This is a genomic window from Halochromatium glycolicum (assembly GCF_016584085.1).
GTDB lineage: Bacteria > Pseudomonadota > Gammaproteobacteria > Chromatiales > Chromatiaceae > Lamprobacter > Lamprobacter glycolicus.
In genome coordinates this window covers 1-19,982 of the sequence record NZ_NRSJ01000007.1, presented here as the reverse complement: position 1 = coordinate 19,982, position 19,982 = coordinate 1, and the positions used below count along the sequence as shown (strand labels likewise).

Genomic DNA, 19,982 nt, shown 5'->3' with positions numbered 1-19,982 from the left:
CCGCTGTCTTGCACGAGTTGAATCAGCATGGCCTCGCCGCGATCTTCGACGCCGCAACGAGGGCTTGAGACCAGTGCAGATCCGTACCCGACGCAGATGAACCCAAACCGAAGCAACACGAGGATCATGCTTGTTGATAACGGTTCGAAGCGCGCCGAGGCCACGCTCGCGCTCCGACGCCTCAGTCGCAGGCTGTCTGAGCACCTCGGAACAGCTGTGCACCCGGTTTCACTGGCGCATTCCTCAAAGGTCGCGCCAGAGGCACTCAATGGCGAGCCGGCCGATCTCCTCGAGCCTTTCCTGACGCGGCAAGCGGATGCCGGCGCAGAGCACTTCCTCGCCGTGCCGCTGTTCTTCGGTCCGAGCCGCGCGTTGAGCAGCCTGATCCCCGAGACCGTCGAACGCGTCAATGCCACCGGCCGCCAGATCCAAGTCGACGTAGCGGAGTCGTTATGCCCGTTGCCCGAGGGCGAGCCCCGGCTGGCAGCCATTCTCGATCGGCAGATCAGGCAGACCATCGCCGGCTTCGCGACGCCGCGGCCTAAAGCACCTACCGTCGTGCTGGTCGATCATGGCTCGCCGATCCCGGAGGTGACCGCGGTGCGCCATTGGCTGGCCGGCCGGTTGGAGTCTCTTTCCGAAGGCCGTTATCAGGTGATCGAGGCCGCAATGGAACGCCGGCCCGGCCCTGAATATGCCTTCAATGGTCCGCTGCTCGAGGAGGCGTTACAGCAGCTCGAGACAGAGCAAGAGGGTGCACCTGTCGTCGTGGCAATGCAATTCATCGGGCCGGGGCGGCACGCCGGGCAGGGTGGCGATGTGGACCGGATCTGCCGAGAGGCCGCGTCGCGGAATCAGCGCCTCGAGATCGCAATGACCCGGCTGGTCGGCGAGGACGATGCGCTGATCGAGATTCTCGCCGACCGCACCCGACGCAAACTCGACTCCGAGCTTCAGTCCTGAACGGCCTGCAGGTGGTTCGCTTTGAAGGTCTCGCGATCCTCCTTGCTGCCCGGGTCGAGCCCAACCGCAGCCATCTTCTCTTTCATCCAGCCCGGCAATACACCCCGGGTGTAGACGCGGTCGGGGTTCTCAGGGTCGACGTAACGGGTGTAGTTACCTGAACTTCCCTTCTTCGCACCTGGACCTCGGCGCCGGCGCGGCAAGACGTGATTCATGATCTCTTCGACATCGTATCCTCGGTCTTCGATCATGCCGCGGATCTCTTGCGCAAGCTCGGTCTTCTCGGCTTGCCACCGGTGGTCGAGCGCCCGCTGCAGCTCAGCCTCGCGTTGCTTGGTCTGTTCAATCTGGTTCTTCAGCTCTTCGGCCGAAAGATTCTGGTATTCCACAAATCGTCCCCGTAGCGTTGCGAATAAGGATGGGTCGGCGCTGGCACGAGCAGGGTTCGCGTCAGGCGACAGCGTTTTATTGAAAAGACCGCGCTAACCGGCGTTCTAAACGCCGCTCCCTGCCAAGCCCACTAGCCGGCCAGAACGATGGCCCAATCGAATGCCGCTCAAGCGCTTTGGCCAAACGGTTGGCGCGCGATCAATCCGACAGCCAGTGCGAGCTTGTGCGAGACGATACCCAGGACTGGCCCGTGCTCAGAGAGCTCGCTTGTCTCGAGGGCCAGGAAATGGCCCAAAGGTGAAAGGCGGTCAATTCAATGATTGCCGTCGGCAGTTTGCGGTTCCGACAGCGTAGTCGTCATCACGCTACGCAATTTAAACAGAAGTTAGAAAAAGTCAAGTCTACCCGTTCACAATACGAAAGCCGAGGCGATGCCAATGCGCGTGCACGCCGTCGGCAATCCTTAGCATTGATATCTTGGTGGGAGAACCAGGCGATCGTCGCTGCAAACAGCCACGGCACGCCTTCGGTGGTTCATAGCCACCACTTTCAACCGGCCATTTCATCAAAACCCGGAGACCAATCGCCCATGGCGTTCTATCTTAGGCTCTATCTCTTCGCCGTTCCGGTCTTCTTTGTCGTCGACCTGGTTTGGCTCGGGGTCGTTGCTCCCAGCCTCTATCAGCATCACATCGGCCATCTTCTTGCCGATCAGGTCGACTGGACCGCAGCGATAAGCTTCTATCTGATCTATACCGCCGGCATCCTGGTGTTCGCCGTCGCCCCCGGTTTGGTGAGCGGCTCATTGCGAAGAACGGCGCTGTCCGGCGCCGGCTTTGGCTTTTTCACCTACATCACCTATCAGCTAACGAATCGAGCAACCCTGCCAGACTGGCCCTGGGAGATCGTCTGGGTCGATACGCTTTGGGGCGTCGTGCTCTGCACGGTGGTGGCCGTTATGGCTCATCTCATCGGCAAGCGAATCGGCTGAGCGGAAGCGGACACTGCAGACAGCGCCGGGATGGCCACTGTCTCGATAGCAAGCCGAGAGCAGTGACCGGGACGATGGCAGCCGCCCATCACGGCCTGAACGAAAAGCGATCAGCTGGTCTCGTCGGGAAGCTTGGCCGCCCGGCCCGAATCGATGGAAGACGCCTGCACCGCCTGGGGCCAGAGCGTCATCAGCGCAACCGCTGCGAGGAGCGGCACGATCACCAGCAGTGGACCACTGCCGTGGTCAGGGCTCAAACCGCGCTGGAGCACCGTCACAATCAGATGGGCAGCGAGCGTGGCCAGGCCAGCCCGCATCACGACGGCGTTCCGCAGCATCGCTACGATCACGCCGAAGACTGCATAAGGCAACAGGCCGGCTGCGACTTGCAGCGGGAGCAGTTGAATGGCGTGCGCCTTGGTCGGAGCGAGTGCGGCCAGAAAGCTGAGCGCGATCCCGCCAAGGACAATGGCGGCGGGATGGACCATTGTTTCGAGCTTTGTCAACTGCATCGGGAACCTCTGAGCGATCATTGTCGCGTTATCCACTGATGCGCGCAAGGTAAAGGCAGCCGAGCGGCTTTAAAAGCCGACATCATTGCGAGCGGCAGAGAACGAGATCGGCCCGATGCAGTGGGCGATGCGTTCGCTACCGGGCGCGCACCCCAAGCGATGATCGGGCTAAGCGATGGGAATCGCGCTAATCCTTTTGCAGCCGATAGCGGGCGCCGCAATAGGGACAAGTCAGCTCGCCGCTCGGCTCCTCGTCGATCGGCAGATAGACACGCGGGTGCATGTTCCAGACCTCGTCGCCCGGGAGCGGGCAGCTCAGCGGCAGATCCTTGCGCGTGACGATCCGGGGCTGGGTCTGATGCGGGGGCGGCTCGACGCCGGCGGTATCCAGTGCGGGGTCGATGATCTGCTCGTCCATTGGAATCGGTCTCACTTCATTCGGTCTACGGCTTTAAAGATAGGTCAGCCAATCGCAATGGGCCTCATCCCGGCCTTGCACCACATCGAAATACAGCGACTGCAGGCGCTCCGTGATCGGACCGCGGGTGCCGGAGCCGATCGGGCGGCCGTCGACCTCGCGGATCGGGGTCACCTCCGCGGCGGTGCCGGTGAAGAAGGCCTCATCGGCGATGTAGACCTCGTCGCGGGTGATGCGCTTGACCACCACCTCCAGGCCGACCTGATCGGCCAACGCCATCACCGTGCGTCGGGTGATGCCGTCTAGGGCCGAGGTCAGCTCCGGCGTATAGAGCACGCCGTCGCGCACCAGGAACACGTTCTCACCGCTGCCCTCGGTGACATAGCCCTCGGGGTCGAGCAGCAGGGCCTCGTCATAGCCGTCGCGGGTGGCCTCCTGCAGCGCCATCATCGAGTTCATGTAGTTGCCATTCGCCTTCGCCCGGCACATGGTTGCATTGACATGGTGCCGGGTGAATGACGACACCCGGACGCGAATCCCGTTCTTGATGTTCTCCTCACCGAGATAGGAGCCCCATTCCCAGGCGGCGACGATGCAATGCACGCGCAGATTGTCGGCGCGCAGCCCCATGCCCTCGGAGCCGTAGAAGCACATCGGCCGGATATAGGCCGAGCGCAGCCCGTTCTCGCGCACCGCGATGCACTGCGCCTGATCGAGGGTCGCGCGGTCGTAGGGGAGCTTCATCCCGAGGATGTGCGCCGAGTTGAACAGCCGCGCCGTGTGGTCCTGCAGGCGGAAGATCGCCGGCCCGCTCGGCGTCTCGTAGGCGCGCACCCCCTCGAAGACCCCCATGCCATAGTGCAGCGTATGGGTCAGCACATGCACCTGGGCCTCGCGCCAAGGCACGAGCTCGCCGTTATGCCAGATCAGGCCATCACGATCGTGCATCATCGTCATTGTTGAAACTCCAGCGTCGAAGCACCCGAAGGCGCCGGTGATCGAGCCTGCGGCAACGCTTGCCCCGCGTGCGGCTCAAGCCCCCATCAGCTCGCCCCAGATCGCGGCCACCCGCTCGCGCTCAGGACCGAGCTGATCGTCCGGGACCAGGCCCGGCGTATCCTGCAACGCATTGCGATGGTAGAGCGCGCGCAGCGCCTTATAGGCCGCCGTCAGGTCGGCCCCGACCGCCTCGGGCAGGCGCCCGACTCGGATCAGGGTCTCGAGCAGGCGGATATTATCGGTCCAGATCGTCAGCTCCGGGTGCTCGCAAGCCCAGCGCAGAACCGCGTATTGGACCATAAATTCGATGTCGGCAATACCGCCTGCACCCTGCTTGAGATCGAACCAGCCCGCGCGCGTCTTGTCCAGGCTCGCGCGCATCTTCTCGCGCATGCTGCGGACATCGGCGCGCAGCTGCTCGGGATCGCGCGCTTGCCGCAGGGTTTGCGCCCGCACGGCGGCGAAGCGCTCGGCCAGCGCCGCATCGCCGGCGATCACCCTCGCGCGCACCAGGGCCTGATGCTCCCAGGTCCAGGCGCTCTCGGCCTGATAATCGGCGAATGAGGCCAGCGAGCGCGCGATCATGCCCTTATTGCCATCCGGGCGCAGGCGCATATCGACCTCATAGAGCACCCCGGAGTAGGTCGGGGTCGTCATCACATGGATCAGCCGCTGCCCCAGACGGACATAGAATTGCTCGCTCGCGACCGGCCGCGCGCCCTCGGTCGCCCGGCCGGCCTGGGCCTCGTCATAGAGGAAGACGAGATCGAGGTCCGAGTTGTAGCCGAGCTCGATGCCGCCGACCTTGCCGTAACCGACCACGATGAAGCCCGGCGCCGCCTCGCTCGCGCCCGGCGGGGCGCCATGGCGGGCGACCAGATCATGCCAGGTCAGGCTGAGGCTGCCGGCGGTCGCCACCTCGGCGATCTCGGTCAGGTAATCGCTGACCACCATCAGCGGGATGGCACCGGTGACATCAGCCGCCGCGACGCGCAGCCGGTTGCCCTGGGCGAACAGCCGCAACCGCTCCATGCGCTGCTCCAGGTCGGCCGCGTCGACACCGGAGAGCAGTTGCTCGAGCTCCTGCTCGAGATCGGCCCGATGCAACGGCTCGAACAGCCGCCGCGGGTCGAGCAGCTCGTCGAGCAGCAGCGGCTGCCGCGCGGTGCGCTCGCCGAACCAGGGGCTCTTCGCACTCAGCCGTACCAGCTGATGCAGGGCATCGGGATGCTCGGCGAGCAGGTCCAGGTAGGCGGTGCGCCCCAGCACCGCTTCGAGCACCTTGAGCACCCGTTCCAGGGTCAGGTCGGGCGCGCCGCTGGCCGCGACCTCCTCGAGCAGCCGCGGCATCACTAAGGCGAGACGCGTCTCGCCGCGACTCGACAGGCCCTTGCGGCTGGCCGTCTCGCGGAAGGCCACGAGCCGCTGCGCCGCCTGCTCCGGGTCGGCGAATCCGGCCTCGCGCAGTCGCTCGGCGGCCTCGTCGGCATCCGGATCGCGCTCCCAGAGCGCCGCGAGCGCATGCGTGGCGCCGTTCTGCTCGTCCGGATCGGCGAAGACCTGATCGAAATGGCGCTGCACCCGCTCGCGATGCCGCTCCAGGTCCTGCGCGAATGCCGGCCAATCCGGATAGCCCATCGACCGGGCCAGACGCTCGCGCGCGGCCGGTGCGGCGGGAAGCGAATGGGTCTGCTCATCGCGCCAGCCCTGCAAGCGGTTCTCGGTGTTGCGCAGGAAGCGATAGGCCGCGGTGAGCTCAGCCACGGTCTCGGCATCCAACAGCCCTTTTTGCTCGAGCAGCGCCAGCACCGGCTGGATCGGTCGGATCTGGAGATCGGGCTCGCGCCCGCCGCGGATCAGCTGGAACGATTGGCCGATGAACTCGATCTCGCGGATGCCGCCCGGCCCGAGCTTGATGTTGTCGGCCATCCCCTTGCGCTTGAGCTCGCGGTCGATCAGCGTCTTGAGATTGCGCAGCGAGGCGATCGCGCCGAAATCGAGGTAGCGGCGATAGACGAACGGCCGTAGCATCGCCATCAGCTCGGCAGCCGCCTCCGGCTCGCCGGCGACGACCCGCGCCTTGGTCATCGCATAGCGCTCCCATTCGCGCGCCTGGGCATGGTAGTAGCCTTCCATCGCATCGAAGCTCATCGCCAACGGGCCGGCATCGCCGAACGGCCGCAGCCGGGTATCGACCCGGAACACGAAGCCGTCGGCGGTCTTGACGTTCAGCGCCTGCACCAGCCGTTGGCAGAGGCGACTGAAGAACTGCTCGGCGCTGAGCTCGCGCCGGCCGCCGACCACCGGCCCGGCGCTCGGGAAGGCGAAGATCAGATCGATATCCGAGGACAGGTTCAGCTCGCGCGCGCCGAGCTTGCCCATGCCGAGCACCAGCAGCGACTGCGGGCGGGCGTGCCCGTCGTGCGGCGTCCCGAGCTCGGCGCGCGTCCAGGTTTCCAGCAACCGCAGGCTCTCCTGGATGCAGCAATCGGCCAGCGCGCTCAGGTCCGCGAGCGTCTCATCGAGCCCGGCCCAACCGGCCAGGTCCCGGAACAGGATGCGCAGCATCTGCCGGCGTCGGAAACGCCGCAGCGCTCCCTGTAGGCCCGGCTCGTCCTCGACCTCGGCGAGCGCCGCGCCGAGCTGCGCCTTGAACGCCGCGGCGTCGAGCGAGCGCTCGAGATCGCCATCGGCCAACAGCGCCGCCAGTGTCTGCGGATCGCGCGCACAGGTCAGCGCGGCGAACTCGCTCGCCTCCCAGACCCGCGCCCGGGCTTCCTGAAAGGCGGCCTCCTCGGGCACGCCGACCCCGTTCTGCTCGGCCCAGTCGCGCCACTGTTGCCAGTGTCCTTCGTTTGCGCTCGCTTCGGTCTGTCGCATCGGCGAATGATTCGGTCCTATCTTCTCGTCATGGGCTGGCAATGGGCTGGTATTCAGCGACAGCAGCTAGAAGGCCGACTGAGCGCCGAAGCCGGCACTGCAAGACCCACTCATTACGCGTTTTCTCGGGCGTGATCAAGGCGATAACGCGAGCCGAGCCGCCACTGCGCACCAGGCTCCAGGGTCACGCAGTCTTCGGCCGCGTTTGTGGTCTCGACGCAGAGCATTTGCAGATACTCATCATCCCCGAAATCGCCCATATTGCGCGCCTGCTCGACCCAAGGATTCCAGACCACTGCCGAGCGGCTGCCTTCGCGCTCGATCTGGATGCTGCGCCCCAGGCTCGGATCATTGATGCTCAGCGTCTCGCTGGTATCAAGGTAGACGCGGTCGATCGGCCCCTGGACGTTGACCGGCCCCGATTGCGTCTTGCGTGCGCCCTCGGCCAGCTTATCCAGATAATCGTACTCGGCGAGTCCGAACACCTGCGTTTGTCGCACGTCGCCGACCCGAAAGTAGGCGTGCAACGCTTGGGTCAGCGTGAACGGCTCCTGCCCAGTGTTCTCCGTGGTCAGCGCCAGTTCCAGGTCCGCGCCGATCGTCACCTCGATCTCGAGCGCGAAGGCATAGGGCCAGTCGGCGCGCGTGCCCTCGTCATCGCGTGTACCGAGGCGCAAGCGGGTGCTGCCGTCGACCCGTACCTCGGTCGAGAGCAGGCGCCAGCCGCGCGTCCGAACAAAGCCATGAGCCGGACGACCCTGTTGCTGCGGATCGGGTCCGAACCAAGGCCAGCACACTGGAATACCGCCCTTGATCGCCTTGCCTGGCTCGAAATAGGCGTGACGACTCAAGAACAGCAGGTCCTCGTCATGCGCGGCCGGGCAATAGGACAAAACCTGGCCGCCATGGGCGCAGACCGATGCGCGCGCATGAGCATTCTCAACGGTGATCAGCGGAAAACCGCCGTTGCCAGCGCAGATCGCCAGCACACCGGGGATACCGAACTCCTCGTTTGCTTGGGCGATATCCATTGGGGAAACCTCGATGTTGAGAAGATGGGAATTCGGACTCGCGCCGTGTTGATCGGCAGGCGGCCGTCAGCAGCCAGCACCCAGTATACCGAGCGCATCGCGGTGTTGAGACCCGGAGCGACAGGCCGGCTTCGCACACCGGCACGCCCGAGCCGTCAGGCTTTCGCCACGTAACCTGAAACAATGGGGGTGATCGTTTCATTCTCCGGGTTGGCTAGCCGCCATGATCGTTAGACCGGCCCCTGATCCTAGACACGGCGGCTGGCCGGCTCATAGAGTGACAGCGCTTAGGCTTGCTGGCGTGTCTCAGCCGCCTCAAGCTCAACCTCGGACCTGCGCCGCCCAGCTGCGTGACCTCTCTCTGGAGTGGAATGACGATTCTCCAGATCGTGCCTTGCTAGTGCCTTGCTAGTTGCCTTGCTGGCCTGTTTGCGATCAGGCACGCAGACCCCACCCTGACGTCCGCTTACTGCCGTTTCGAGTCTTTAGGCGATTTCTGTCAAAGCTCATACCGCCTTGCTGGTCTTTTCGCTCGCCTTCTTCGTCGCGCCGCCGGTCACATAGCCCGGCTATGCTCCCGGCGACGCTCCTCGAAGGCAAACGAACATCCTGCGCAATTCGGTACGAGCTTTTCCGGCAATCGCCTTAGGGTGATGCGTGCGAGAATGGAGTCGCTTGATGGCCGTTTCGTTCCCGGCGCCAACTCGGCTTTGCGGCCGCTCCAGGTGCCCGAGGTGAATCGGTGCACCGGCCCGTTAGCGCAGGCGCGAGCGGTCGTGGATCGACCCCGGCAAGCGTGAGCGGCCGCCATCGCTCAGACCGAACCCGCGGAGTCCTGCCGATGCCTGAGACCCCCTCCTTGTCCAACCGCGACGGCTGGCATAGTCTCTCGGCCGATGCCATCAGCCAGCGCCTCGACAGTGGCGAGCACGGGCTGTCGTCGGCAACCGCCGCCGAGCGCTTGCGTCGGCAGGGACCAAACGAGCTGCCGCAGGCCGAGACGATCTCACCCTGGGATATCCTCGCCGAGCAGTTCCAAAACGTCCTGATCATCATCCTGCTCATCGCCGTGGCGCTCTCGGCCCTGCTCGGCGAGGTGCTGGAATCGGTCGTGATCGCCGTGATCGTGCTGTTCGCGATCCTACTCGGTTTCGTCCAAGAGTATCGCGCCGAGCGCGCGATGGAGGCACTGCGCCGAATGGCCGCGCCGGCGGCCAAGGTGATTCGCGATGGCCGCGAGCAGACGATCCCGGCGCGCGAGCTCGTACCGGGGGATCAGGTACTGCTGACGGCGGGCGACCGGGTGCCAGCCGATATCCGCCTGAGCGAAACCGCCAATCTGCGCGTCAACGAAGCCGCGCTGACCGGCGAATCGGTGCCAGTGACCAAGCACAGCGCGCCGCTCGAGGCCCCTGACCTGGCCATCGGCGATCGTATCAACCTGGCCTACTCGGGCACCGACATTGCCTACGGCCGCGGCCGGGGCATCGTCGTCGAGACGGGCCTCGCGACCGAGTTCGGGCGGGTCACCGGGATGCTGGCCGGAGTGCAACAGCAACGCACGCCGCTGCAGCAGAACCTCGACAAGGTCGGGCGCGTGCTGGCCATCGCCGCCGGAATCGTCGTGGTGCTGATCGCCGGGCTCGGCGTCCTGCGCGGCGAGCCGGTCTTGGAGATGTTCATCTTCGGCGTCGCGTTGGCGGTCGCCGTCGTTCCCGAGGCATTACCGGCCGTGGTCACGATCTCGCTGGCCATCGGTGTGCAGCGGATGGTCAAACGCCATGCGCTAGTGCGGCGCCTGCCGACCGTCGAGACGCTCGGCAGCACCTCGGTGATCTGTTCCGACAAGACCGGCACCCTGACCCGCGACGAGATGACCCTGCGCGCGGTCTGGACCGATGGCCACCAAACCGCCGTGACCGGCAGCGGTTATGCGCCGGAGGGCGAGCTGGAGCTGCCCCCCGATGCCCCCGAGCAACGGCCGCTCGTCGAGCGGTTACTGCGTGCGGCAACCCTCGCCAGCGACGCCCACCTGGAGCAGGAAGACGACGGTTGGCGGCTCTACGGCGACCCAACCGAAGGGGCCTTCGTGGTCGCCGCCGCCAAGCTTGGCCTGGAGCGCAGCACAGTCGAGGAACAGGCGCCGCGGATCGACGAGATCCCGTTCAGCTCCGAGCGCAAACGGATGACGACGCTGCATCGCGAACCGCTTGGGGACGCCCCCCAGGGCGATTCGCCCGAGCTTGCCGCCTATACGAAGGGCGCGGCCGAGACGATCCTCGCCGGCTGCGATCGCATCCAAAGCAGCGCCGGCATCAGGGAATTGGATGACGCAACAGGCGCGCAGATCAACGCCGCCGCCAAGGCGCTGGCGAGCGACGCGCTGCGGGTGCTCGCGGTCGCCTACAAGCCCGGCGCCACCAAGGAGACCGCCGAGCAAGGGATGATCTTCCTCGGCCTGGCCGGGATGATCGACCCGCCGCGCAGCGAGGCGCAAGAGGCCATCGCCGCCTGCGAGCGAGCCGGCATCCGGCCCGTCATGATCACCGGTGACCACCCGGATACCGCCCGCGCCATCGCCCGCGAGCTCGGCATCCTGCGCGCGGGGCGGGTCATCGTCGGCCATGAGCTCGACCGCATGAACGATGCCGAGCTCGAGGCCGCCGTCGAGGAGATCGAGGTCTATGCCCGCGTTTCGCCCGAGCACAAGCTGCGCGTGGTCCAGGCCTGGCAGAAACAGGGGCGCATCTGCGCGATGACCGGCGACGGGGTCAATGACGCCCCGGCACTCAAGCGTGCCGATATCGGCATTGCGATGGGCATCACCGGCACCGACGTCAGCCGCGAAGCGGCCGATATGACCCTGACCGACGACAACTTCGCCAGCATCGTCGGTGCCGTCGAGGAGGGCCGCGGCATCTTCTCGAACATCAAGAAGTACCTGATGTATCTGCTGTCGTCGAACATCGGCGAGATCGGGCTCATGGCGGCCGCCACCCTGGCCGGCCTGCCGCTGCCGCTCTCGGCGGTGCAGATCCTCTATGTCAACCTCGCCACTGACGGACTGCCGGCGCTCGCGCTCGCGGTCGATCCGCCCGAGGACGACCTGATGGAGCGGCCGCCGCGCGACCCGAAGACCGGCATCTTTACCCCGCCGGTCATCCTGCTGATGTTGGTCGGCGGGATCTGGTCGACGCTGGTGAATCTCGGTCTGTTCGTCTACGAGCTCAACAACGGCGCCGCCTCGGGGCTCGATCCAGAGCAGGCGCTGAAGCACGCAATGACCATGACCTTCGTCTCATTGGTGCTGATCCAGTTCTTCAAGGCGTACAACTTTCGCTCGGACCGACGTTCGCTGTTCCAGCAGACCTTCGCAAATAAGTGGCTCAACCTCGCGATCCTATGGGAGCTCGGGCTGCTGACGCTGATCATCTACGTGCCGATGCTATCGAACGCGTTCGGCACCTACGCGCTGCCGGCGAGCGATTGGCTGTTGGTGCTCGCAGCGGCCTTCTCGATCGTGCCAGTGCTGGAAGCGGCCAAATGGGTGCTGCGCCATACGCATCCGGAACCGCAGATAGGCAATGCGTCGACGCGTGCCGACTAACCGCCGCATGGGGCGGACTGGAGGCGGCTGAAACCGCGTCCAGAGACAAGAAATGTCATTTTTTCGCAGCAGGCGCGGTCAAGATTGCACAGCCCAAACTGGACGCAGTGTAACCCGGATCGCCTGAAGCGCTTATCGGGATCTTGCTCAAGAGCTCCGGGGTCGGAGACGAATGGAATCCACGCCTATTTCGCCCCGCTTAGGTTTGCCTAGTGCAGCGCGTCAGAAATCCCGAGACGCTTTTCCTGCCATCTGGCTCGCAGCGCTGCAGGAGCCCGCTTGCGGGCGACCAGGCCGCGCTGACGGCGGCGACAATCGCCCGCAAGCGGGCTCCTATCCCACGACCATTGGCGGCAGCGACCATCGGTCTCGGGAGTTCCGCTGTCTTGCACTAGAAGCCAGCGCAAATCGCGGGGGCCCCGACGCGGGCGCGGAGCGGTCAGTCGCCCTCTCGCTCCATGCGCTCGAGCCGGCCCTGGGCCAACTGCGCCTCGGAGGTATCCGGAAAGCGCTGCGCCACCTGCTTCAGCATCTCCCGGGCCTCAACGAGCTGATCCTGCTCGTAATAGAGGTAGCCGAGCTTGAGCATCGCCCCCGGCACCTTCGGACTAAGCGGGTAATCGGTCACGAGCCGGTCGAACTGCGCCTCAGCGGCTGCGTAATCCTGGGTCACATAGCCGATCTCGCCGAGCCAATAACGAGCGTTGTCAGCAAACTGGCCCTGCGGATAATGGCTGAGCATCTGCTCGAATGCCGTGCGCGCGGCCGGATAATCCCGCGCCTTGAGTAGATCGAAGGCCTTGCGGTAGAGCTCGCGCTCACCCCCGGCCGAGGTCTCTGGGGACGGCAGCGCCAATAGGCCGGAGCCCGCGGCCTGAGAGCCCGCTCGAGCAGCCTCAGTCCGCGCCTTAGCAGCGGTCGCGCGGTCTTGGGAATCGCTGGCTGAAAACGGGTCCAGTTGCAACGGGCCGCCGAGCTCAGTCGTAACTCGGCTGCCTGGCACGCGGTTCAACCGCCAATCCGAGGTCCTGTCTGCTTCGCCTCTGAATGCACCGCCGGGCGCATCCCCAGAGAAGCGCGGCCGCAAGCGCTCCCTATCCGGGGTCGACGCTGAGTCGCCTTCGGTCCCGTTACTGCCCGCGCCGGTCATTCCCTGCTGACGCAAGAGATATTGCTGAGTCTCGACCTGGCCGCGGAGCTCCTGTACCTCTTGCTGCAGCTGCTGGATCTGCAGCAGCAGATCGGACAGCGAGCGCTCGCTCAGCATCTGCTCGAGGCGCGAGACCCGCGCCTCGAGCGCTGGATCAGCCGCCATCGCCGGCAACGGACCCGCCAGCCCCAGCATCAAGGCTGCAGCGATCGCAGCCGGAAGCGGTAAGCGGAAACCCTGCGCTTGGCTCATGCAGATGCCTCTCAGTAGACGAGCTCGACCCGACGGTTCTCGCTCCAGGCGCGCTCCGTGCGGCCCGGATCGGCCGGACGCTCTTCGCCATAGCTCAGCGTGCGGATACGCTCTTCGGGCACCCCTTCCGCCATCAGAAAGCGCTTGACCGCATCGCTGCGACGGTCGCCCAGCGCCAGATTGTACTCGCGGGTGCCGCGCTCGTCGCTGTGGCCTTCAAGTGTGACCTCGGCGCCCGGCGTGTTGTAGATGTAGTCCGCATGTGCCCGCAACAGCCCGGCATACTGCGGCTGAATCCTGGCAGCGTCATACTCGAAATAGACGACCTTGCGATAGAGCGGACTCGCTGGATCGTCCAATGGCGAGCGCTCTCGGGTCGCTTCGATCCCCGGAGCCGGGCGCGACCCCATTGCATCGAGCTCGTCGGCGCTCGGCGCAGCGGTCGGTGGAGGTGGCGGGGTCGCGCAGCCGGTCAGCGCCAGCACCAAGACCGAGAGCGACAATTGCCAGCGAATGCTCATGGGACTCCTGCGCGGGTGAAGCCGCTGTCTCCGTTAGCCAGGCAAGCTCATAGCGTTATAGCGAATGCACCAATCGCCGGCTTGAGCGATGGCGGCTCAACCAGGAGCTCGGCGAGTGACTGAGCCGGACGCTTACCGTGAATCACGCCAGATGCATCGTCCGGAGTGGCACCCCGTCATGAACGTTAGCGAGGGAATGGCGACCATGCCGGCTCACGGACCTCGCCGACCTCTTGCGACAGACGTTGGCCTGCACCACCGGCGATCGGGGTCACTGACAGCACTCCGCGACCATTGTTCTCGCTCGCGTAAATTACCATGCTGCCGTTCGGCGCGAAACTTGGCGACTCGTCCAGCGCCCCATTGCTCAACAGGCGCCGCGAACCACCCTGCGCGTCGGTCAACGCAATCCGAAAGCGCCCGCCGACACGCGTCACCATCACCAGGTACTGCCCATCCGGCGAATAGCTCGCCGCAGCATTGTACTCGCCTTCGTAGGTGACGCGCTCCGCAGGCCCGCCGCTCGCCGCAACCCGATAGATCTGAGGCCGCCCACCGCGATCGGAGGTGAAGACGAGATGCCGGCCATCCGGGGACCAGGCCGGCTCGGTATCGATCGCATAGTGATCGGTGAGCTGGGTCAGGTTACCCGACGCCAGGTCCATGAGATAGATGTCGGGGCTGCCGTCCTTCGAGAGGGTCATCGCCAGCCTGCGTCCATCCGGAGAAAACGCCGGGGAGCCATTGATGCCCTCGTAGCTCGCGACGCGCTGCCGGCGTCCCGTTGCCAATTCCTGGATGTAGATGCTCGGCTGTCGATTCTCGAACGAGACATAAGCGAGGCGCTTCCCGTCTGGTGACCAGGCGGGGGACAGGATCGGCTCGGCCGAGTCGACGATGGTTTGGGGATTGTAGCCATCCGAATCCGAGACGCGAAGGATCACACGCGAATCAACGCTGCGATCGCGGGAGGTCACATAGGCGAGCCGGGTCGCGAACACCCCGCGCTCACCGGTGAGGGTTTCGTAGACCTGATCGGCGATGCGATGCGCAGCGTGGCGCAGACCGCGCTCCGTCGAGCGCAAAGAGCGTGCTGCAAGCTGGTCACCGCTAAAGACATCGAACAGGCGCCAGCTCAGGTCGTAGCCGCCACCCTCGGCAGGCCGGATCTCCCCGATCAGCAGATTGTTCATGCCGAGCAGCTGCCATTCCCGAAAGTCCACATCCTCCTGCCGAGAGGGCGTCGCCAACATCTCACGTCTGGCCATGGCGCGGAAACGACCGCTCCGGGTCAGATCGGCACTGATGACATTGGCGACATCGACCCCCGGCCGGGCGCCATCGACATCGCCGAACGGCACGATCGCGATCGGCTGCGCGCCCTCGGCGCCACCCGTGACCTCGATCGTCAGCTTCGCATGTGCCTGACCGATAGCGGCCAGCATCAGCAGGCAAAGGAACGTGCCGGCGACCACGAGACTGAGACGTTGCATCGGTTGCTTCTCCCCCAGCAGTCCGGACTCAGGGCCGGAAAACGAAATTGAAGTCCCGGAACAGCTCAAACTCCTCCCCCTCCGGGACGGGCAGCGGCGACGCCCGATAGATGGCTGCCACCACTGACTGATCGAAGGCCGCCTTGCCGCTGCCCTCGACCACGCGCACGCTGTTCGGCACCACGGCGCCACCTTCTTCCAACCGCAGATTCACGACCGTGCGCAGCTCGCGACGTGCGCTCGGTGGCCGGGTCCAATACTGCAGTACCCGACTCTTGATCTGCGGCACCCAACGGCTTGCGACCTGTGCTCGGGCGGCGGCGCCCGATTGTCCGCCACTGCTCTCGCGTCGCCTTTCCTCGGCTTCGAGGGCGTCGAGGAGATCCCGTTCACGTGCCGCGGCGCGCCCCTCGGCCTCACGGCGATCCGCGTCTTCGGCTCGCCGCTGTCCATCGGCCTGCTCGGCCTCGCGTATCCGACGCAGTTCCGCCCGCTCGCGCTCGATTTCGGCTTCGCGCTGCGCTTGACGCTCGGCCTCCAGACGCGCTGTCTCCTCGGCTCGGCGCTGACGTTCCAGCTCCGCTTCCCGGCGCGCCACCTCTTCAGCCTCACGCTGGCGCTCCAGTTCCGCTTGACGCGCCGCTTCCCGCTCCGCTTCCCGGCGTGCTGCTTCCTCGGCTCGGCGTTGCTCGTCCGCTCGACGTTGCCGTTCAAGCTCCGCTTGACGCTCAGCCTCACGTCTTGCGGCCTCTTCAGCCTCGCGTCTGCGCTGAAGCGCTGCCTGGCGCTCCGCCTGCTGGCGCGCGGCCTCCTCAGCGCGGCGCTGGCGTTCCAATTCCGCTTCACGTTCCGCTTCGCGCCTTGCCTCCTCTTCGGCTCGACGCTGACGCGCGAGCTCGGCCTGGCGTTCAGCTTCTCGACGAGCCGCTTCCGCGGCCTGGCGCTCAGCTTCGCGTCGCGCAGCCTCCTCAGCCTCGCGTTGGCGCTCAGCCTCCCGGCGCGCCTCCGCCTCGGCTTGGCGCTCCCGCTCTCGGCGGGCAGCCTCTTCCGCTCGACGCTCCGCTTCGCGTCGCGCCTCCTCTTCGGCCCGCCGCTGGCGCTCGAGCTCAGCACGGCGTTCCGCCTCTCGTCGCGCCGCCTCCTCGGCCTCCCGCTCAGCTTCACGACGAGCCGCCTCTTCTGCCCGGCGCTCTGCCTCAGCCTCAGCCTCAGCCTCAGCCTGCAGACGCGCGGCCGCAGCCGCCGCATCCCTTGCGCTTTCAGGCGCAGCTTCTGGCTCTGGCTCTGGCTCTGGCTCTGGCTCTGGCTCTGGCTCTGGCTCTGGCTCCGATGATAACGCGCGCGGTTCCGGCTCCGACGACCCACCGGAGCCGGCCCGCAATGCTGCAATCTGCTCAGCAAGCTCCGGTGATGCGCCCATCCGCGCCTGGACCATGTTCTCGAACGCGCCAAGCTCCTGATTACGGACCCGCCAATCGATCCCGACGACCATCAGCGCGAATAGCAGCAGGTGGAGCAGGATCGACCAGAGAAACGCCCGCGGGAAACGCTGCAGGATCTCCCACATGACTCGCCTGTCAGCGAACCGCGTCGCCCGAAGGGCTGACGAGCGGCTGAGTCACGAGACCAACGCTCGGCGCACCCGCCGCCTGGGCCGCAACCATCGCTTCGACGACCACGCCGTAATCGACCGAGCGATCAGCTCGGATCACGACCGTCGTCCCTGGGGCATTCGTCAGCACGGCCCTGAGTCGCTCATAGAGCAATCGTTGATCGACAGGCAGCAGCTCGGCGTCACCGAGGTCGACATAGGTATCCCCGAACTGATCCACATGGATCACGACCGGCGGCGCGCCGTCGCCGGGCTGTGGCTGGGCCTCGGCCCTCGGGAGATCCACCTTGACACCCTGAGTGATCAGCGGCGCGGTCACCATGAAGATGACCAGCAGCACCAGCATCACATCGATGTAGGGCACGACATTGATCTCGGCCATCGGCCGGCGACGGTTGCGGCGCTCCTTTCGTTTCATCGACCGGTTTCGCTCTCGTCCTCGCAATGGCGCAAGTCAGCCACGCCCCTGACGCTGCAACAGCGTCGAGAACTCCTCCATGAACTCCTCGTAGCGGTTGTTCAAGCGCTCGACCTGATTCGAGTAACGGTTATAGGCCACGACAGCGGGAATTGCCGCGAAGAGTCCGACCGCGGTTGCGACCAGCGCCTCGGAGATCCCCGGAGCGACCAGCGCCAGGGTGGCCTGCTGAACGTTTCCGAGGGCGTGGAAGGCGTGCATGATCCCCCAGACGGTCCCGAACAGCCCGATGTACGGGCTCGTCGAGCCCACGGTAGCCAAAAACGACAGATTGGACTCGAGCCGGTCCATCTCGCGGCTCAGCGCCACCCGCATCGAGCGCTCGGCGCCTTGGATCAGCGCGAGTGTGTCGTTCGGTGCAACCTTGCGCAGCCGAACGTACTCCTTGAAACCGTTGCGGAAGATCGCCGGCAACCCGGAGAGACGGTGCTCGTCCTTGCCGAGGTCACGGTAGAGCGCACTGAGATCCCCCCCCGACCAGAACTGTTGCTCGAACGCATCCGCTGCGGCACGCGCCCGGCGCAGCACCCGTCCACGGTCGAAGATGGCCGCCCAGGACAGCACCGAGGCGAGTACCAGGACCAGCAGCACCAACTGCACGACGAGACTCGCCTGCATCACCAGATCGACCAGTGACAGCTCAGCGCCCATGGGCAACCCCTCCATCGACAACAACAGCATCCGCCGGCTCGAGCACGGCCCCCAAGGCGCCGGGAATGCGAGTGGGCCGCAGCCGAGCAGCGTCGATGCAAGCGACATTGACCGTCGCGCGGCAGCAAACAGCGCCGTCACCTGCGTCCAGGACCTGCTGCGCGAACTCGATACTCGCTCGCCCGCGCGCGGTCGGCATCGCGGTGACCCGCAGAAGCTGGTCAAAGCGAGCCGGCCGCACGAAATCCAGCGTCATCTTACGCACCGCGAATAGGATGCCCCGCTCATCGCGAAGCTGTTGCTGCTCGAAACCCAACGCCCTAAGCCACTCGGTCCGGGCTCGCTCCATGAAATGGAGATAACGGGCGTGATAGACGAGACCACCGGCATCGGTATCTTCGTAATAGACGCGCACGAGCCATTCGAACGCGGAGTCCTTGACTGCCATAAAAGGGGAACGCGGCTGGTAGGCGAGCGACGGCACCATAGGCGCCATCCACCCGACGGCAACAGACTGCAAGTCTAACCGTTTTCGTCAAATAGGTCCGGCACCACAGGCGACTCTTGCCGCGGCGGCCTGAGCCCGAAATGTGCATAGGCGGTCTGGGTCGCCATCCGGCCGCGCGGCGTGCGCATCAGATAGCCCTGTTGGATCAGGAACGGCTCCAGCACATCCTCGATCGTGCCCCGCTCCTCACCAATCGCCGCCGCCAGGCTCTCGACCCCGACCGGCCCGCCATCGAACTTCTCGATCACCGCGCTGAGAAGGCGCCGATCCATGTGATCGAAGCCGCGCGCGTCGACCTTGAGCATCGCCAGCGCCTCATCGGCCACCGCACGGCTGATCTGTCCACTTGCCCGCACCTGTGCGAAGTCGCGCACCCGGCGCAATAATCGATTCGCGATCCGCGGCGTGCCGCGCGAACGCCGAGCGATCTCCTCGGCACCGTCCTGATCGGCCTCGATCGCCAGGATCGCGGCCGAGCGCTGGACGATACGGGCCAGATCGGCATCCGAGTAGTACTCCAACCGCTGCACGATCCCAAAGCGATCACGCAGCGGCGAGGTCAGCAACCCAGCCCGCGTCGTCGCCCCGACCAAGGTGAACGGCGGCAGATCCAGCTTGATCGAGCGCGCCGCCGGCCCGTCGCCGATCATGATGTCGAGCTGGAAATCCTCCATCGCCGGATAGAGCACCTCCTCGACGACCGGACTCAGCCGATGGATCTCGTCGACGAACAGGACATCGCCCGACTCCAGATTCGTCAGCAGAGCCGCCAGATCGCCCGGCTTCTCCAATACCGGCCCCGAGGTCTGACGCAGATTCACCTGCATCTCGTGGGCGATGATATGCGACAGCGTGGTCTTGCCGAGCCCGGGCGGGCCGAAGATCAGCGTGTGATCGAGCGCCTCGCCGCGTCCGCGCGCCGCACCAATGAAGATCCCCATCTGCTCGCAGACCGCCGGCTGCCCGACATAGTCCGTAAGGCGCCGCGGCCGGATCGCCCGATCGAGCGCCCCGTCATCGCTGGCAGCATCAGGACTGATCACACGATCCGGCTCGGTCACGGCCAAATTCAGGAGAAAGCAAAACGATTAACGAGTTGCGCGGCACCATAGCACAGCCCGCCAGCTCTGCCTCGCACAACACCGATGCCCGGCGACCAGTTAGGTGACCGGAACCGCCCAACGACCCGCCTCACAGCATCAGCCCCAGCAGCAACCCGCCCCGAGGCAAGAAGGAGCGGTGCGGTACCCGCTGGCGGCGGTGTGGATCGCCCGGACGGCGATCCGCAAGCCCCCAGGGACGGGTTCACGGCGTCCGCCGCCAGCGGGTACCGCGCCGCTCCCGACCACCGCACGCGCAAGCGACGCCGACAGCGTAGACCGGGGCCGCAAGCGATCTCACTAAGGCGATTTCTGTCAAAGCTCATACCGCCTTGCTGGTCTTTTCGCTCGCCTTCTTCGTCGCGCCGCCGGTCACATAGCCCGGCTATGCTCCCGGCGACGCTCCTCGAAGGCAAACGACAATCC

The 19,982-nt window shown here is 65.6% G+C and carries 17 protein-coding genes; 3 read left to right on the top strand and 14 right to left on the bottom strand.

Annotated elements, in window-relative coordinates; all coding sequences use genetic code 11:
* Nucleotides 1–96 precede the first annotated feature (96 nt).
* Nucleotides 97–963, top strand: a complete 867-nt coding sequence (locus tag CKO40_RS05760) for a sirohydrochlorin chelatase (protein ID WP_338074128.1) — start codon at nucleotides 97–99, stop codon at nucleotides 961–963.
* Here CKO40_RS05760 and CKO40_RS05755 read toward each other — a convergent pair.
* Nucleotides 954–1,352, bottom strand: coding sequence for an H-NS family nucleoid-associated regulatory protein (locus CKO40_RS05755; protein WP_200345248.1), 399 nt, complete (start codon nucleotides 1,350–1,352; stop codon nucleotides 954–956). The genes CKO40_RS05760 and CKO40_RS05755 overlap by 10 nt on opposite strands.
* 317 nt (nucleotides 1,353–1,669) lie before the next feature.
* Between CKO40_RS05755 and CKO40_RS24190 the strand changes: the two genes are divergently transcribed.
* On the top strand, nucleotides 1,670–2,344 hold the full coding sequence (locus CKO40_RS24190; RefSeq protein WP_242476852.1) for a DUF2177 family protein: 675 nt from the start codon (nucleotides 1,670–1,672) through the stop codon (nucleotides 2,342–2,344).
* Between the two features lie 110 nt (nucleotides 2,345–2,454).
* Here CKO40_RS24190 and CKO40_RS05745 read toward each other — a convergent pair whose 3' ends face one another.
* The 5 genes from CKO40_RS05745 to CKO40_RS05725 all read right to left on the bottom strand — a co-directional run bounded on the left by CKO40_RS05745 (nucleotide 2,455) and on the right by CKO40_RS05725 (nucleotide 8,184).
* Nucleotides 2,455–2,856, bottom strand: a complete 402-nt coding sequence (locus tag CKO40_RS05745; RefSeq protein ID WP_200345247.1) for a hypothetical protein — start codon at nucleotides 2,854–2,856, stop codon at nucleotides 2,455–2,457.
* 187 nt (nucleotides 2,857–3,043) lie between these two features.
* On the bottom strand, nucleotides 3,044–3,274 hold the full coding sequence (locus CKO40_RS05740) for a zinc-finger domain-containing protein (protein ID WP_200345246.1): 231 nt from the start codon (nucleotides 3,272–3,274) through the stop codon (nucleotides 3,044–3,046).
* A gap of 33 nt (nucleotides 3,275–3,307) precedes the next feature.
* Nucleotides 3,308–4,231 (bottom strand): branched-chain amino acid transaminase, encoded by a 924-nt coding sequence (locus CKO40_RS05735; RefSeq protein WP_200345245.1) that lies wholly within the window; start codon nucleotides 4,229–4,231, stop codon nucleotides 3,308–3,310.
* Nucleotides 4,232–4,306: 75 nt separating this feature from the next.
* On the bottom strand, nucleotides 4,307–7,153 hold the full coding sequence (glnE, locus tag CKO40_RS05730; protein WP_200345244.1) for a bifunctional [glutamate--ammonia ligase]-adenylyl-L-tyrosine phosphorylase/[glutamate--ammonia-ligase] adenylyltransferase: 2,847 nt from the start codon (nucleotides 7,151–7,153) through the stop codon (nucleotides 4,307–4,309).
* A gap of 113 nt (nucleotides 7,154–7,266) precedes the next feature.
* Complete coding sequence (locus CKO40_RS05725; protein ID WP_200345243.1) at nucleotides 7,267–8,184, bottom strand: D-hexose-6-phosphate mutarotase; 918 nt, start codon at nucleotides 8,182–8,184, stop codon at nucleotides 7,267–7,269.
* An 841-nt stretch (nucleotides 8,185–9,025) separates the two neighbouring features.
* Here CKO40_RS05725 and CKO40_RS05720 point away from each other — a divergent pair.
* A complete protein-coding gene (locus CKO40_RS05720; protein ID WP_200345242.1) occupies nucleotides 9,026–11,791 on the top strand; it encodes a cation-translocating P-type ATPase in 2,766 nt (921 codons plus the stop codon).
* A gap of 439 nt (nucleotides 11,792–12,230) precedes the next feature.
* On the opposite strand, the gene ybgF is transcribed toward CKO40_RS05720, so the two are convergent.
* The 8 genes from ybgF to ruvB all read right to left on the bottom strand — a co-directional run bounded on the left by ybgF (nucleotide 12,231) and on the right by ruvB (nucleotide 19,517).
* Nucleotides 12,231–13,193, bottom strand: coding sequence for a tol-pal system protein YbgF (ybgF, locus tag CKO40_RS05715; protein WP_200345241.1), 963 nt, complete (start codon nucleotides 13,191–13,193; stop codon nucleotides 12,231–12,233).
* A gap of 11 nt (nucleotides 13,194–13,204) precedes the next feature.
* Nucleotides 13,205–13,714 carry a peptidoglycan-associated lipoprotein Pal gene (gene pal / locus CKO40_RS05710; protein WP_200345240.1) on the bottom strand — a complete coding sequence of 170 codons (510 nt, stop codon included), beginning with the start codon at nucleotides 13,712–13,714 and terminating at the stop codon, nucleotides 13,205–13,207.
* A gap of 185 nt (nucleotides 13,715–13,899) precedes the next feature.
* Nucleotides 13,900–15,207 carry a Tol-Pal system beta propeller repeat protein TolB gene (tolB, locus tag CKO40_RS05705; RefSeq protein WP_200345239.1) on the bottom strand — a complete coding sequence of 436 codons (1,308 nt, stop codon included), beginning with the start codon at nucleotides 15,205–15,207 and terminating at the stop codon, nucleotides 13,900–13,902.
* 28 nt (nucleotides 15,208–15,235) lie between these two features.
* The gene (gene tolA / locus CKO40_RS05700) at nucleotides 15,236–16,774 is read right to left on the bottom strand and encodes a cell envelope integrity protein TolA (RefSeq protein ID WP_200345238.1); all 1,539 of its coding nucleotides are present in this window, start codon (nucleotides 16,772–16,774) and stop codon (nucleotides 15,236–15,238) included.
* 10 nt (nucleotides 16,775–16,784) lie between these two features.
* Complete coding sequence (gene tolR, locus CKO40_RS05695; protein WP_200345237.1) at nucleotides 16,785–17,237, bottom strand: protein TolR; 453 nt, start codon at nucleotides 17,235–17,237, stop codon at nucleotides 16,785–16,787.
* Between the two features lie 36 nt (nucleotides 17,238–17,273).
* On the bottom strand, nucleotides 17,274–17,948 hold the full coding sequence (gene tolQ / locus CKO40_RS05690; RefSeq protein WP_200345236.1) for a protein TolQ: 675 nt from the start codon (nucleotides 17,946–17,948) through the stop codon (nucleotides 17,274–17,276).
* Nucleotides 17,938–18,396: a tol-pal system-associated acyl-CoA thioesterase gene (ybgC, locus tag CKO40_RS05685; protein WP_200345235.1), complete on the bottom strand. Its 459-nt coding sequence runs from the start codon at nucleotides 18,394–18,396 to the stop codon at nucleotides 17,938–17,940. The genes tolQ and ybgC overlap by 11 nt, the downstream gene beginning before the upstream one ends.
* A 74-nt stretch (nucleotides 18,397–18,470) precedes the next feature.
* Entirely contained in the window at nucleotides 18,471–19,517 is a 1,047-nt protein-coding gene (ruvB, locus tag CKO40_RS05680) for a Holliday junction branch migration DNA helicase RuvB (protein WP_200345234.1), read from the bottom strand.
* Nucleotides 19,518–19,982: the final 465 nt, after the last annotated feature.

Excerpts from the sequence above, each read along its gene's own strand:
- CKO40_RS05760 (WP_338074128.1), top strand. The coding sequence starts at position 97 with ATGAACCCAAACCGAAGCAACACGAGGATCATGCTTGTTGATAACGGT.
- CKO40_RS24190 (WP_242476852.1), top strand. The coding sequence starts at position 1,670 with ATGATTGCCGTCGGCAGTTTGCGGTTCCGACAGCGTAGTCGTCATCAC.
- CKO40_RS05745 (WP_200345247.1), bottom strand. The coding sequence starts at position 2,856 with ATGCAGTTGACAAAGCTCGAAACAATGGTCCATCCCGCCGCCATTGTC.
- CKO40_RS05740 (WP_200345246.1), bottom strand. The coding sequence starts at position 3,274 with ATGGACGAGCAGATCATCGACCCCGCACTGGATACCGCCGGCGTCGAG.
- CKO40_RS05735 (WP_200345245.1), bottom strand. The coding sequence starts at position 4,231 with ATGACGATGATGCACGATCGTGATGGCCTGATCTGGCATAACGGCGAG.
- glnE (WP_200345244.1), bottom strand. The coding sequence starts at position 7,153 with ATGCGACAGACCGAAGCGAGCGCAAACGAAGGACACTGGCAACAGTGG.
- CKO40_RS05725 (WP_200345243.1), bottom strand. The coding sequence starts at position 8,184 with ATGGATATCGCCCAAGCAAACGAGGAGTTCGGTATCCCCGGTGTGCTG.
- CKO40_RS05720 (WP_200345242.1), top strand. The coding sequence starts at position 9,026 with ATGCCTGAGACCCCCTCCTTGTCCAACCGCGACGGCTGGCATAGTCTC.
- ybgF (WP_200345241.1), bottom strand. The coding sequence starts at position 13,193 with ATGAGCCAAGCGCAGGGTTTCCGCTTACCGCTTCCGGCTGCGATCGCT.
- pal (WP_200345240.1), bottom strand. The coding sequence starts at position 13,714 with ATGAGCATTCGCTGGCAATTGTCGCTCTCGGTCTTGGTGCTGGCGCTG.
- tolB (WP_200345239.1), bottom strand. The coding sequence starts at position 15,207 with ATGCAACGTCTCAGTCTCGTGGTCGCCGGCACGTTCCTTTGCCTGCTG.
- tolA (WP_200345238.1), bottom strand. The coding sequence starts at position 16,774 with ATGTGGGAGATCCTGCAGCGTTTCCCGCGGGCGTTTCTCTGGTCGATC.
- tolR (WP_200345237.1), bottom strand. The coding sequence starts at position 17,237 with ATGAAACGAAAGGAGCGCCGCAACCGTCGCCGGCCGATGGCCGAGATC.
- tolQ (WP_200345236.1), bottom strand. The coding sequence starts at position 17,948 with ATGGGCGCTGAGCTGTCACTGGTCGATCTGGTGATGCAGGCGAGTCTC.
- ybgC (WP_200345235.1), bottom strand. The coding sequence starts at position 18,396 with ATGGCAGTCAAGGACTCCGCGTTCGAATGGCTCGTGCGCGTCTATTAC.